The following is a 14,366-nucleotide window of genomic DNA, read 5'->3' as shown; positions in this document are numbered from 1 at the left end:
CATGCGCGCGGCTCAGCGATTCGCCAGATTCAGTACTTCATGCCCATGGCCTCGCGCACTTGGTCGAGCGTCTCCTCGGCGATCGCGTTGGCGCGCTTGTTGCCGTCCTCCAGCACGTCGCGAATGGTGTCCATGTCCTTGGCGAGCTCGGCGCGGCGCTCGCGATGCGGGGCCAGGAACTCGTTGACGGAGTCGATCACGTACTTCTTCAGCGCGCCGGCGCCGGCGTCGCCGATCTCCTCGGCGATGTCCTTCGGGTCGCGGCCGGTGACGAGACCGGCGGTGGTGAGCAGGGCGCTCACCTGCGGGCGGGCGATCGGATCGAACGTGATCTTGCGCTCGGAGTCGGTGGGGCTCTTCTTGATGAGCTTGGCGGTCTCCTCGGCCGTGGCGCCCAGCATGATCGAGTTGCCGTACGACTTGCTCATCTTGCGGCCGTCGAGGCCCGGGATCTCCGGCGCGTCGGACAGGATCGCGGCCGGCTCCGGGAACACCGGGTGCTTCTTGGCGTAGCGCTCGTTGAAGCGGCGCGCGATGGTGCGCGTGATCTCGATGTGCGGCAGGTTGTCCTTGCCGATCGGCACGACGTTGGCCTTGCAGAACAGGATGTCGCACGCCTGATGCACCGGGTAGGTGAGCAGCAGGCCGGTGAGCGCGTGGCCGGACGCCTCCATCTCGGACTTCACGGTGGGGTTGCGGTGCAGCTCGGCCTCGGTGACCAGCGAGAGGAACGGCAGCATGAGCTGGTTCTCGGCCGGCACGGCGGAGTGCGCGTAGATCATGGTCTGCTTCGGGTCGATGCCGGCGGCCATGTAGTCGAGCACGAGGTTGAGCACGTTGTCCTGGATGTGCTCGGTGGTGTCGCGGTCGGTGATCACCTGGTAGTCGGCGATGATGATGTTGGAGTGCACGCCGCGGTTCTGCATGGCCACGCGCTCCTTGATGGAGCCGAAGTAGTGGCCCAGGTGCAGGCGGCCGGTGGGGCGATCGCCGGTGAGCATGGTGAACTTGCCCGGATTCGCCTCCAATGCCGCAAGCGTCTCGTCGGAGCGCTTCTTCGCCGCCAGGAAGCTCGCGCTCATTTCGTTGCCGGCCGCGGTCAGCTGCGTCTCACCCTGCTCTTCAGTCATTGCCACATCCCTTGTGTTGTGTGAAAACGGTACGCAAATTCGTTTTTATCGTAAAAGTCCAAGCCGACAACATAACAAGTGGTATTCTCTTCTGTGATGAATTGATCGAAACTCGAGAATCGTAAGTCAGGGGATCACACATGGGTCGCGGACGTCAGAAGGCAAAGCAGCAGAAAATAGCCCGTAAGCTCAAGTACCTGACAACGGATACCGACTACGACGAGCTGGCCAAGGAGCTGAGCTCGCAGGAGGTGGGTACCGGCTCGTTCGATCCGTTCGCCGACGTCGAGGAGGCCGACTCCCACGCCGATCACGCTTCCGTTGCCGCTTCCGTCGCCGACGGCGCCGCGCAGGGCGCTCCCGCGGCCGCGCAGAGCGAGGACGATCTGGACGAGTACGCCAAGTGGGCCGCCGAGGCCGCCGCGAAGGCGACGAGCGGTGAGATTCCGGTGGTGAAGGCCGTGCCGAAGCCGCACAAGCCCATCCCCATGCCCATGCCGAGCGCGCTCAAGCCCAGGAAGGCCTGAGCGGCGGCATTGCGGCATTATCGCAGCAGCGCCATGATCACAGCGGCAGCAGTTCGCTCAGGTCGTCGCGTTCGCCCACGGCGGTGATGCGTCCCGCGTTCTTCTCCTCGTCCCATGCCGTGATGCCCGCGGCGAGCCGCAGCCACACGTCCGGATCGAGTTCGATCACGTCCGGCGGCGTGAGGTTGTGCGGATCGGACGCCGGGCCTTCGAGGATCTTGATCGCGCCCCACGGCGCCACGCGCACCTCCACGCCCTCGCCCGGCGCGCGCCGCTCCAGCAGGAACAGCGTGTAGCGCACGGCCATCGCCCACACCGTGCGCGGCAGGTCGGGGTTGACCGTGAGCCTGAGCGTGAGCCGCCCGTCGCCGGCCGCCACCAGTGCGTCCGCCGCCTCGCACCACTGCCGCCATGCGTCGCGCGCCCTGTCGATGTCCTGTTGCCTCAGTACTGCCATGCCTGCCATTGTGGGACGGCATGGCGTCCGCGTCAACGCCGCGGGGTGCGCCCATGGCGGTCCGGGCGGCGGACGCGGCGGCGTTTGGCGTGCGGATGCGCTAGCGTAGTACGTAAGCATCGCGTGTGCATCCTACGGGAATGACAACGTTTTCATTCTTGAGAATGGCGTGTTGCAGGCGTTCGCATGTATCATCGTAGATAAAGTTATGCATATGTTTGCTGAACGTAACGCAGCGTTCATGCCGATGTTGCCTATAGGTACTTCGAACAGGGCATAATGAACCTTGGAAACTCATGCAAGGAAAGAGAGTCAGCACATGACTGAAATCACTGCACCCAAGTCGCCGGTCACGGTCGCCGAGTTCACCGAAGGCATCCGTGAGCAGCTCAAGTACGGTCAGGGCGTGACCCCGGAGCAGGCCACCCCCGCCGACGTCTACGTCGCCTCGTCCCTCGTCGTCCGCCACTACCTGCAGGACGCCTGGTTCAAGACCCAGCAGGACATGGTCAACGGCAACACCAAGGCCGTCGGCTACTTCTCCGCCGAGTTCCTCATCGGCAAGCAGCTGCGCAACGCGCTGCTCAACGCCGGCATGCTCGACCAGTTCGACGCTGCGGTCGAAGGCCTCGGCTTCGACCCGCAGGACGTCGTCGACTCCGAGTACGAGCCGGCCCTCGGCAACGGCGGCCTCGGCCGTCTCGCCGCCTGCTACGTCGACTCGCTCGCCTCCCTCGGCGTGCCCGCGTTCGGCTACGGCATCCAGTACCGCTACGGCATCTTCCGTCAGGAGTTCGACGATCAGGGCCGTCAGGTCGAGCGCCCCGAATACTGGCTCGCCAACGAGGAGCCGTGGGGCCACGTCGACTACAACCGTTCCCAGAAGGTCTCCTTCGGCGGCGAAGTCGTCGAAGAGGACGGCAAGAAGGTCTGGAAGCCGGCATGGTCCGTGCGCGCCGTTCCGGTCGACTACATGGTGCCCGGCTACAAGTCCGGCCGCGTCGACACGCTGCGCCTGTGGTCCGCCCGCTCCTACGACGAGTTCGACCTGCTCACCTTCAACAAGTCCGAGTACCTCGACGCCGTCAAGCCCAAGGTCGAGGCCGAGAACATCTCCAAGATCCTCTACCCGGAGGACTCCACCCCGCAGGGCAAGCGTCTGCGCCTCGAGCAGCAGTACTTCTTCACCGCCGCGTCCATCCAGGACGTCATCCGCGTGTTCTACCCCGGCCAGAGCGACCCGGACCTCACCACGCTGCCGGACAAGATCACCTTCCAGCTCAACGACACCCACCCGGTCATCGGCATCCCGGAGCTCATGCGCGTCCTCATCGACGAGTACGGCTACGACTGGAACACCGCGTGGGACATCACCACCAAGACCTTCAACTACACCTGCCACACGCTGCTGCCGGAGGCCCTGGAAGTCTGGCCCGCCGACCTCATCGGCGAGCTGCTGCCGCGCCACCTTGAGATCATCAACGAGATCAACGACCACTTCCTCGAAGAGCTCAAGGGCAAGACCCGCGACAAGGACAAGATCGAGCGCATGCGCATCGTCACCAACGAGGAGAACCCGAAGGTCCGCATGGCGTACCTCGCCACGGCCGGCGGCTCCCACGTCAACGGCGTCGCCGAGCTGCACTCCCAGCTCCTCAAGGACGTCACGCTGCGCGACTTCTCCGACCTCTACCCGGACAAGTTCTCCAACGTCACCAACGGCGTCACCCCGCGTCGCTTCATCCGCCTCGCCAACCCGCGCCTGAGCGCCCTCATCACCGAAGGCCTCGGCACCGACAAGTGGCTCAGCGACCTCGACCTGCTGCAGGGCCTCGAGCCGCTCGCCAAGGACGACGAATTCGTCAAGAAGTTCGCCGCCGTCAAGCAGGCCAACAAGGAGGACTTCGCCGCCTACGCCAAGCGCGAGTTCGGCTTCGATCTCGACCCGAACACCATGTTCAACTCGATGATCAAGCGCCTGCACGAGTACAAGCGCCAGAGCCTCAAGATCCTCGCCCTCATCGCCAAGTACGCCGACATCAAGTCCGGCAAGGTCTCCGTCGACGACGTGCTCCCCCGCACCGTCATCTTCGGCGCCAAGTCCGCCCCCGGCTACTACCTGGCCAAGATGACCATCCAGCTCATCAACAACGTCGCCCGCGTCGTCAACAACGACCCGGACATCAAGGGCAAGCTCCACGTCTACTACCCGTGGAACTACAACGTCCGCCTCGCCCAGCACCTCATCCCCGCCACCGAGCTCGACGAGCAGATCTCGCAGGCCGGCAAGGAGGCGTCCGGTACCGGCAACATGAAGTTCGCCCTCAACGGCGCCCTCACCGTCGGCACCCTCGACGGCGCGAACGTCGAGATCCGCGAACGCGTCGGCGCCGAGAACTTCTTCCTCTTCGGCATGACCGTCGACGAGGTCGACGCCCTCTACGCCCAGGGCTACCACCCGGCCGTCTACTACGAGCGCGATCCTCGCCTGAAGGCCGCCATCGACATGGTCGCTGACGGCACCTTCTCCAACGGCGACCGCAACACCTACGCGCCGCTCGTCGCCGACTGGCTCACCAAGGACTGGTTCATGACCCTCGCGGACTTCACCGCCTACTGCGACATCCAGTCCGACATCGAAGCCCTCTACCGCGATCCGCTCGAGTGGAACCGCAAGGCCCTGCTCAACGTGGCCCGCACCGGCTACTTCAGCTCCGATCGCGCGATCCAGGATTATCTCGACAACATCTGGCACACCGGTCCGCTCGCGTGATAACGGAGTGTCCGCGGCGTTGCTCCTCGGTCGACGTACCCTCGTACGTCTTCCCTCGGTGCGCCTTGCGGACACACGCGTTATCTCGCTCGCTCCGCTGGTCTGATCATGGAGCGTCCTCGTCGTTGCGGGAGACTTGACGTACCCTCGTACGCCGTCGTCTCCCGCGCCTAGAGGACGCACGCATGATCAGCCCAGCAAGCTCGCCGACTGACGGCGCGTATACCGCCTTTCCTCAGGCTCAACGTACCCTCGTACGCCTTCGCCTTCGGACGGCGGTCTCCACGCGCGTCAGTCGACTCGCTTCGCGCGCGATAACGGAGCGCTCGAGACGCTGGCCCGACATTGAGGGGCGCCGGCAGGTTCGATATGGCCTGCCGGCGCCCCTCGGCGTTTTTCTGCTCGCTGCTTTCGGCTCGCGGCAGGCCTATGCCGCCGGCATTTGGGGGATATCTGCGGAGTCAGGGGTAGATTTCGGCCGTTGCGCGAAGGTATCTGCGGAGTCAGGGGTACTTCTCGCCGGACAAGGCCGATACCCGGCATTGCGATTCCGCGGAAAACCGTGGATGCCTATCCGGTTCTCCCCTGCCAAGGCACCCTGACTCTGCAGATATCTGCCTGCACGGTCCGGAATCTACCCCTGACTCCGCAGATATCCCCCGTTATCTCTGGTCTCGGCCCGAAATCGTGCATCCCGGAGGGGAAACGGCAGGCTCCGCCCGGTCCCTTCCGAGCCCGCGTCGGTCATGGGCCGTGCGGAGGGCCCGCACCTGCCCGGTGCTACCGTGACTGTCATGATGAACAACGTTGAAGCCATGCAGGCCGCGCTCGATCTGGCCGTTCGCGCCGCGCACGCCGGCGACGTGCCGGTCGGAGCGCTCGTGCTGGGGCCGGACGGCGGCGTCATCGGCCGCGGCTTCAACACGCGGGAGGCGCACGGCGACCCGCTCGCGCATGCGGAGATCATCGCCATGCGCGAAGCCGCGGAATCGCGCGGCGACTGGAATCTTGCCGACTGCACGCTTGTGGTGACGTTGGAACCGTGTCCCATGTGCGCCGGCGCCTGCCTGCAGACGCGCATCGGGCGCATCGTCTTCGGCGCATGGGATGCCAAGCTCGGCGCGTGCGGATCGGTGTGGGACATCCCGCGCGACCCGCACGTCGGACACACGCCGGAGGTGTACGGCGGCGTGCTGGAAGCGCGCTGCGCACAGGTGCTGGCCGACTTCTTCGCATCCCGACGCTGAGCGCGGCTGGTCACGGCTGATCGCGGCTGATCAGCTGATCGCAGCCTATTCGTTCCAAGTTGTGCGCCCTGCGTCGCAGCTTGGAACGAACGAGTCGCATGAGCGGGCATTGCGAGCTGGCATTGCGCGTGGCTCGCGGTGCGAGGGCGATTCTCCGTCTCTGCGCCCATCCGCCATTGCGCTCCACGCACACCCGCACATATCGAATCGGTTTCATACACTGGGCATGTCGTTGTTCACGACCAAAGGAGCTCACATGACCGACTTCTCCGACTCCAAGACATCCGCCTCTCCTGCATCTTCATCCCCCACTGCGCCGTCCGCGCCCGACGGCACCGCGCTCCGGTACGACGGCGTCGCGTACGACGGCTCGCCCATCACCGCCGTGTACCTCGCCGATGCGCAGACGGACGCCGCGCTCGGACTGGTGTTCCACGGCAGCGAACTGCCGCGCATCGTGCACTGGGGTCGTCGGCTCAGCGCGCCCGGCACGCTGCTCGCCTCCTACGATGCGCTCAGGCCGCAGCGCGTGTCCGGCGCGCTGGACGACACCCCGTGGCCGTCCGTGCTGCCCACGCAGGCAGAAAGCTGGATCGGCGAGCCGCGGCTCGTGGTCCGTCGCGGCGGCGTCGAGCTCTTCCCTAAGTTCACGGTCACAGGCATCGATACGGGCGACACGGCCGGTCTCGTTCCCGCCACCGTGGACTTCGATCCCCAGTCCGGCCCCGAAGACATTGCCGACGTGACCGGCCGCACGCGCACCACCGGCCCGTCCCGCGTGCCCGGCGTCATCGTGCACGCCGAGGATGCGGAGCTGGGCGTCGGCCTTGAGTGGCACGCGCAGATCGTCGCCGGAGGCCTGGTGCGGCAGCAGGCGGCGATTCGCAACCTGTTCGGCGCCGATCATGCGACTCTGGAGGTCGGCAAGGTGGAGCTCGGCTTCCCCGTGCCCGCCACGGCCACCGAAATCCTCACCGCCACCGGCCATCATCTGCGCGAACGCTCCCCGCAGCGTCAGCCGTTCACCGTGGGACGATTCGCCAAGCCGCAGCTCGCCGGACGCCCCGACTTCGACGCCAGCCTGCTGCTCACCGCAGGCGTGCCGGGCTTCGATTTCACGCATGGCGAGGCGTATGCGGTGCATGTGGCGTGGAGCGGCAACGCGGAGCTGTCCGCCGAACGACTGCCGTACACGCAGGGCATCATCGGCGGCGGCGAAGCGCTGTTCGGCGGCGAGATCACGCTTCCCGGCGCGGGCGCGGAGTCCTACGAAACCCCGTGGGTCTACGGTTCCTTCGGCGACGGTCTCAACGAGGTCGCCGCGCGCTTCCACGAGTATGTGCGATCGCGCCATCCGCGCCTGTTCGCGCACGGACGCCCGGTGCTGCTCAACACGTGGGAGGCCGTGTACTTCCAGCATGATTTCGACACGTTGAAGGCGCTGGCCGCCAAGGCCGCCGCCACGGGCGTTGAACGGTTCGTCGTGGATGACGGATGGTTCGGATCCCGCCGCGACGACACCTCCGGTCTGGGCGACTGGCAGATCGCGCAGGACGTGTGGCCCGATGGTCCCAAGTCCCTCAAGGCGCTCGCCGACACCGTGCACGGCCTCGGCATGCAGTTCGGCCTGTGGTTCGAGCCGGAGATGGTCAACCCCGATTCCGACGTCGCCCGCGCCCACCCCGACTGGATCCTCGCGCCTGCGCCGGGTCGTCTGCCCATGCAGGGCCGCAGCCAGCAGGTGCTCGACCTCACCAACCCGGACGCGTTCGCCTACATTCTCGACGCGATGGACACGCTCACCGGCAAACTGGGCATCGACTACATCAAGTGGGACCACAACAAGCTCGTCACCGAAGCCGTGTCCCCGCGCACCGGGCGCCCGGCCGTGCACGCGCAGACCGAGGCCGTCTACCGCATCTTCCGCGAGCTCATCCGCAACCATCCCGGACTGGAAATCGAAAGCTGCTCGTCCGGCGGCGGACGCGTCGACCTCGGCATCCTCGAATACGCCAGCCGCATCTGGGCATCCGACTGCGTCGACCCCGTCGAACGCGCCGACATCCAGCGCTACACGTCCTTGCTCGTGCCTTCCGCAATGATCGGCGAACACGTCGGCGCATCCCCCGCCCACTCCACGCATCGCGCCACCAGCCAGGAACTGCGCATGGCCATGGCGTTCCTCGGACACATGGGCGTCGAATGGAACCTGCTCAAGGAACCGGACGATGCCGTCGCCGAACTCGCCGTGTGGATCGCCGAATTCAAGAAGCATCGCGACTGGTTCGCCATCGACACATGCGTGCACAGCGACTCCACCGATCCGTCCACGCGTCTCGACGGTCTCGTCATGCCGTCGCGCGACGCCGCCATCTACCGCTTCACCCAGCTCACCACCGGGCAGACCTACCCGGCAGCGCCCATGCGCCTTCCCGGATTGGATCCCGCGCGCACCTACCGCGTCTCGCCGCTCGACCCGTGCCTCGCGCTCGCCGATGCCGCCGATCCGTCCGGCATCGCCAACGGGCAGAGCACTCTTGGCTGGTGGACCGCCGACGGCGTGCTCATGACCGGCGAAGCGCTCGCACGGTATGGCATCCGGCCGCCGTCGCTGCATCCGGCGCAGGCGGTCCTCTTCAAAGTCGTCGCCGAGGGCGTCGCCGACTGACGGCGCGTCTTCTGCGTTGTTCCTCGGTCGACGTGCGTCAGCACGTCTTCCCTCGGTACGCCTTGAAGCCGCGCGCGTCAGTCGGCTCCGCCAGGGGTGGTTGGATGACGGCGCGTCTGGTACCGGGCGAGCGGTTTCCCTTCCGTCATCCTGAGCGGACCAGTCCTTTCCTCGCATCCTGAGCGAGCCAGTCCCTTTTTCCTCGTCATCCTGAGCGAGCGCAGCGAGTCGAAGGATCCTTGACATACGCAATGAAAAGATCCTTCGACTCGCTGCGCTCGCTCAGGATGACAAAGGTAAGGGACTGGCTTGCTCAGGATGACGAATGAAGAGGGCGTCATCTCAGGATGACGGGATGGGGACGAGGATGGCGTCTCGGGAGACATGAACGAGTCAGATTCGCGCCCATCGTCTTCGCATCAGCCCACCGCCCAATATCGAACCGGTTCGATACACTGTGTGTAGCGCCGCATCGCCCGCGGCCGCAGCGAGACCAAAGGAGTTCCCATGACCACCCAGCAGCGAACGCCCCTCCCCGACTCCATCCGCACCAACGGCGCAACGCCGAACCCGTGGTGGGCCAATGCCGTGGTCTACCAGATCTATCCGCGCTCGTTCCAGGACACCAACGGCGACGGCTTCGGCGACCTCAAGGGCATCACGTCGCGTCTTGACTACCTCGCCGACCTCGGCGTGGACGTGCTGTGGCTGAGCCCGGTCTACAAGTCCCCTCAGGACGACAACGGCTACGACATCGCCGACTATCAGGACATCGATCCCCTCTTCGGCACGCTCGCGGACATGGACGAACTCATCGCCGAAGCGCATCGGCGCGGCATCAAGATCGTCATGGACCTCGTCGTCAACCACACGTCCGACGAACACGCATGGTTCCAGGCCTCGCGCAACCCCGACGATCCCCACGCCGACTGGTACTGGTGGCGCCCCGCCCGTCCCGGCCACGAACCCGGCACGCCCGGCGCCGAACCGAACCGCTGGGGCTCCTACTTCGGCGGGTCCGCATGGCAGTACGATCCGCAGCGCGGCGAATACTATCTGCACCAGTTCTCCCGCAAGCAGCCGGACCTCAACTGGGAGAACCCCGCCGTGCGTCGCGCCGTGTACGACATGATGAACTGGTGGCTCGATCGCGGCATCGACGGCTTCCGCATGGACGTGATCACCCTGATCTCCAAGCGCACGGACGAGAACGGCAAGCTCCCCGGCGAGGACGGCTCGCAGATCGCCGACCTGCCCGTGGGCGAGGAAGGCTACTCCAATCCGAACCCGTTCTGCGCGGACGGCCCGCGTCAAGACGAATTCCTCGCCGAAATGCACCGCGAGGTCTTCGCCCAGCGCTCCGGCTTCCTCACCGTGGGCGAAGCGCCCGGCATCAGCGCCGAACGCAACGAACACATCACGGACCCCGCCAACGGCGAACTCGACATGCTGTTCCTGTTCGAACACGTGGATTTCGACTGCGACGGCGTCAAATGGAAGCCGCTGCCGCTCGACCTGCCCGGACTCAAGCGCATCTTCGCCAGCTACGAGCGCGCCGTGGAAGACCGCGGCTGGACCGCCCTGTTCACCGGCAACCACGACCAGCCGCGCGTCGTCTCACGCTGGGGCGACGACTCCACGGAAGCGCTGCGCGTCGCGTCCGCCAAGGCGCTCGCGCTCATGCTGCACCTGCATCGCGGCACGCCGTACATCTATCAGGGCGAGGAACTGGGCATGACCAACGCCTACTTCACCAGCCTTGACCAGTACCGCGACCTCGAATCGCTCAACGCGTACCGGCAGCGCGTCGAGGAAGCGCACGTGCAGTCCCCCGAGTCGATGATGGCGGGACTTGCCGCGCGCAGCCGCGACAACGCGCGCACGCCCATGCAGTGGGACGATTCGCGCTTCGCCGGATTCACCGCGCCGGATGCGCCCGTCGAGCCGTGGATCGCGGTCAACCCGAACCACACGGCGATCAACGCCGCCGCCCAGGCGCACGATCCCGACTCGGTGCACGCGTTCTACAAGCGGCTCATCGCGCTGCGCCACGAGCAGCCCGTGGTCGCGGCCGGCGACTGGACGCTGCTCGCGCAGGACGATCCGCGGGTCTACGCCTTCACACGGTCGCTGAACGACGTCGGTGCAGATGACGCTATCGACAATGCGGGCGACGCGGGCGACGATGCGGCTGCAGCCGGATGCGCGCGCCGTCTGCTGACCGTGGTGAACCTGTCTGGCGAATCCGCCGATCTGCCCGCGGACGCCGTCGCGCTGCTGCGGGACGATGACGTGGACGCGTCGCGCGTGCTCATCGCCACGGGCTCCGACGCCGACGCCGTGACCGCGCTCGCCGCCGGTCGCCTTGCGCCCTGGCAGGGTTTCGTCGTACGACTGTAGGCATCCGACCCGGCCGACGCCCATACTCGTCATCCCGGGCGAGTGCCCTCCTGCGTCATCCTGAGCAAGCGTTCTCCCTTTCGTCCCGGGCGAGTGCCCTCCCTTTCGTCATCCTGAGCGAGCGCAGCGAGTCGAAGGATCCTTGACACGCGCAATGCAAAGATCCTTCGACTCGCTGCGCTCGCTCAGGATGACAGAAAGGGGCTGGCTCGCTCAGGATGACAGAAAAGGGCGGGCGCGGCCTGGATGACGGGGAGGGTTGGCGTGGCCTGGATGACGAGGAGGGACTGGCTCGCTCAGGATGACAGGGAGGGGCTGACGCTGCCCGGCCCGCCGCGGCCGCGCCGTCGCGCACGACGCCTTCCCGCGCAATGGACGCCGGCGCGGCCCCCACCCCGCCGACGCCTACAATGGCCCGCATGGAACAGAAAGACGTACTCAAGGCCCTCCAGCGCGACCACGCCGCCGAATTGAAGCTCGCAGCGCAGCGACTCAAGGGCACCGCCCGCCACACGCGGATCATCCCCTCCCCCGCCCTGTCCGAGATGACCGGGCACGAGGTGCTGCTCAAGCCGGAGAACCTGCAGGTCACCGGATCGTTCAAGATCCGCGGCGCCTACAACAAGATCGCCTCGCTCACGGACGAGGAGCTGGCGCGCGGCATCGTCACCGCATCCGCCGGCAACCACGCGCAGGGCGTCGCCTATGCGGCGCGTGAGCGCGGCGCCAAGGCGACGATCTGCATGCCGCAGATCACTCCCCCGCTCAAGGTGGACGCCACCAAGGCGTATGGCGCCGACGTGGTGCTGTACGGCGACGTGTTCGACGAGGCCGCGGCGCACGCGCAGGAGCTCGCCGACACTCAGGGCATGATCTTCGTGCCGCCGTTCGACGACTACGAGGTCATCTGCGGCCAGGGCACCATCGGTCTGGAAATCCTTGAGGACGTGCCGAACGTCACCGACGTGGTGGTTCCGCTGGGCGGAGGCGGTCTGGGCGCGGGCGTGGCGCTCGCCATCAAGACGTTCAAGCCGGACGTGCGCGTGATCGGCGCCATCCCCGAGGGCTCCCCCGCGTGGAAGAACTCGTTCGCCGCGCATCGCGTGGTGGAGGCCGACCAGGTGGTCACCTCCGCCGAGGGCGTGGCCGTCAAGCATCCGGGCGATCTGCCGTACGCCCTGCTCAACGAGTTCCTGGACGATCTCGTCACCGTCACCGAGCGCGACATCAACGAGATGATCCTGCTCATGCTGGAGAAGCACAAGCTCGTGGTGGAGGCCGCCGGCGCGGTGTCGCTTGCGGCGCTGGAGCACCTCAACCTGCGTTCGCGCAAGTTCGCGGCGGCGCAGGGGCCGCACGTGGTGGTGCCGATCATGTCCGGCGGCAACATCGATACGGTGACCATGGGTGCGGTGATCCAGAAGGGCATGATCGCCCGCGGCCGCATCATGAACTTCGAGGTCGAGCTGCCGGACACCCCGGGCCAGCTCGTCAAGGTCGCGTCGCTGCTCGCCCGCGAACGCGCCAACGTCATCGCGCTCGACCACGACCAGTTCAAGGCGTCCGGGCACTACACCAATGCGGTGTCGCTCGGCGTCACGGTGGAGACCAACGGCCCCGACCACATCGACCGCATCCTCGCGGCCCTGCGCGCCGAGGGCTTCCAGCCCAAGCGCATCTACTGAGGCTCGGCGTCTCCTGCATCGCCGTACCGGGTGCCCCGTCGTCATTCGGGCGGCCTCCATTGCGGTCATCCTGAGCGTTTCCTCTAGTCATCCTGAGCGTCAGCGAAGGATCCTTCGCTGACGCTCAGGATGACCAGTGAACGCGCCGCCGCCCACGCCGCTCAGGTCACTGTTCCGCGGCGATCGTCTCCCTGACGAGCTGCGGCAGTGCCACCGCGATGTCTTCGTGGATGAGGCGCGTGGCGAGGCGATCGTACTGCGTGCGTCCCATGTTCATGATGGTGATCGGCACGCCCGCCTGCGCGGCGCACGGCACGAGGCTCGCCGCGGGGAACACCTCGAGCGTGGAGCCGATCACCCAGAACTCGTCGGCCTTGGCCACGCGAGCCATCGACTTCTCCATCGCGCCGTCGGGCAGCATCTCGCCGAAGTACACCACGTCGGTCTTGATCAGGCCGTTGCACGGCATGTCGCCCTTGTACTTCAGCGTCCGATGGCAGTGCGGGTCCGGTTCCTCGTCCAGATGCGCCATGATGTCCGCGGTGTCGTACTTCGCGTGGCAGCTCATGCAGTGCGACGTGCCGATGGTGCCGTGCAGGTTGACGATGACGTCGGCGCTGTTGCCGGCCTTCTCGTGCAGCGCGTCGAAGTTCTGCGTGGCCAGCAGCGTGAGCATGCCGGCGCGCTCCAGATCGACCAGCGCCTTGTGCGCCACGCCGGGCTGCGCGTTCCACACGGGCGATTCCTTCTGCCAGCGCCATGAGTATTCGCGCGCCTCCTTGTCGTGCAGGAAGGCGTCGATGTCGTAGACGCTCATCTGATCGGGGTGCTTGGTCCAGACGCCGTCGGGGCCGCGGAAGTCGGGGATGCCAGCGGAGGTGGAGATGCCGGCGCCGGTCAGTACTGCGATGTGTTTGCTCATACCGCCGTCTTACCACGTTCGTGTTGGCGCATGGTGAGCGCGGGGCGCCATCGCCAAGATGTCACCGACTGTTCAGCTGCGCCGTAACACGGCGGCGACACTCCGGTGGGACAATGAAATCACGGACGATTTCGCGTGGATGATGCCGGGATCGGGGCCGACGGGCGTGATTCGCGCGTTTGCGACACGCCGAGGGAACCGTTTGTTTTCAACGGTTTCCGCTTCCTACGTGCCTGCCGGTTTGCGTGTGTGTTGGTTGTCGTGTATGTTTATCTCTTGCTGCCGCTCAGCGAGTGGTTCCCGGGTTCCGGGGGTCGAGGTTGGGCTGGTGTGGTGGTTTGAGAACTCAAGAGCGTGTTTGTACTACTTCTTTATGCAAGTTGTCATTTTCATATGATTGCCAGTTCATTTCCCGCCTCGGGTCGTTTCGGCCTGGGGTGCCCGGGAGGGCCTAACGGGGAGTGAGGTTTTTGTGTGGACGTCCTTCCTTATAGGACGTCTCGTCAATTAGTTTGAAGAGTCATCTATTCGGATGTCTTTGCAAGTTTTTTTGTGGA

9 protein-coding genes are annotated in these 14,366 nt (G+C 65.9%); 6 read left to right on the top strand and 3 right to left on the bottom strand.

What is annotated here, in order from left to right; translation table 11 throughout:
* Positions 1 to 29: 29 nt before the first annotated feature.
* The gene (gene trpS / locus G1C96_RS09480) at positions 30 to 1,130 is read right to left on the bottom strand and encodes a tryptophan--tRNA ligase (protein ID WP_169276355.1); all 1,101 of its coding nucleotides are present in this window, start codon (positions 1,128 to 1,130) and stop codon (positions 30 to 32) included.
* A gap of 140 nt (positions 1,131 to 1,270) precedes the next feature.
* On the opposite strand from trpS, the gene G1C96_RS09475 reads away from it, so the two are divergent.
* Positions 1,271 to 1,657: a DUF3073 domain-containing protein gene (locus tag G1C96_RS09475; protein WP_169276354.1), complete on the top strand. Its 387-nt coding sequence runs from the start codon at positions 1,271 to 1,273 to the stop codon at positions 1,655 to 1,657.
* A gap of 37 nt (positions 1,658 to 1,694) precedes the next feature.
* On the opposite strand, the gene G1C96_RS09470 is transcribed toward G1C96_RS09475, so the two are convergent.
* Positions 1,695 to 2,114 carry a sterol carrier family protein gene (locus G1C96_RS09470; RefSeq protein WP_169276353.1) on the bottom strand — a complete coding sequence of 140 codons (420 nt, stop codon included), beginning with the start codon at positions 2,112 to 2,114 and terminating at the stop codon, positions 1,695 to 1,697.
* A gap of 319 nt (positions 2,115 to 2,433) precedes the next feature.
* Here G1C96_RS09470 and G1C96_RS09465 point away from each other — a divergent pair, with 319 nt between their 5' ends.
* The 5 genes from G1C96_RS09465 to ilvA all read left to right on the top strand — a co-directional run bounded on the left by G1C96_RS09465 (position 2,434) and on the right by ilvA (position 12,887).
* Complete coding sequence (locus tag G1C96_RS09465) at positions 2,434 to 4,887, top strand: glycogen/starch/alpha-glucan phosphorylase (protein ID WP_169276352.1); 2,454 nt, start codon at positions 2,434 to 2,436, stop codon at positions 4,885 to 4,887.
* A 797-nt stretch (positions 4,888 to 5,684) separates the two neighbouring features.
* Complete coding sequence (locus tag G1C96_RS09460; protein WP_169276368.1) at positions 5,685 to 6,134, top strand: nucleoside deaminase; 450 nt, start codon at positions 5,685 to 5,687, stop codon at positions 6,132 to 6,134.
* Between the two features lie 256 nt (positions 6,135 to 6,390).
* Positions 6,391 to 8,802, top strand: coding sequence for an alpha-galactosidase (locus G1C96_RS09455; RefSeq protein ID WP_169276351.1), 2,412 nt, complete (start codon positions 6,391 to 6,393; stop codon positions 8,800 to 8,802).
* A 507-nt stretch (positions 8,803 to 9,309) separates the two neighbouring features.
* A complete protein-coding gene (locus G1C96_RS09450; RefSeq protein ID WP_169276350.1) occupies positions 9,310 to 11,202 on the top strand; it encodes a glycoside hydrolase family 13 protein in 1,893 nt (630 codons plus the stop codon).
* Positions 11,203 to 11,621: 419 nt separating this feature from the next.
* On the top strand, positions 11,622 to 12,887 hold the full coding sequence (gene ilvA / locus G1C96_RS09445; RefSeq protein WP_169276349.1) for a threonine ammonia-lyase: 1,266 nt from the start codon (positions 11,622 to 11,624) through the stop codon (positions 12,885 to 12,887).
* 166 nt (positions 12,888 to 13,053) lie between these two features.
* Here ilvA and G1C96_RS09440 read toward each other — a convergent pair whose 3' ends face one another.
* The gene (locus G1C96_RS09440) at positions 13,054 to 13,809 is read right to left on the bottom strand and encodes an SIR2 family NAD-dependent protein deacylase (RefSeq protein ID WP_169276348.1); all 756 of its coding nucleotides are present in this window, start codon (positions 13,807 to 13,809) and stop codon (positions 13,054 to 13,056) included.
* Positions 13,810 to 14,366: the final 557 nt, after the last annotated feature.

The organism is Bifidobacterium moraviense, from assembly GCF_012932365.1.
Taxonomy (GTDB): domain Bacteria; phylum Actinomycetota; class Actinomycetes; order Actinomycetales; family Bifidobacteriaceae; genus Bifidobacterium; species Bifidobacterium moraviense.
This window is presented reverse-complemented; position numbering and strand designations above follow the sequence as displayed.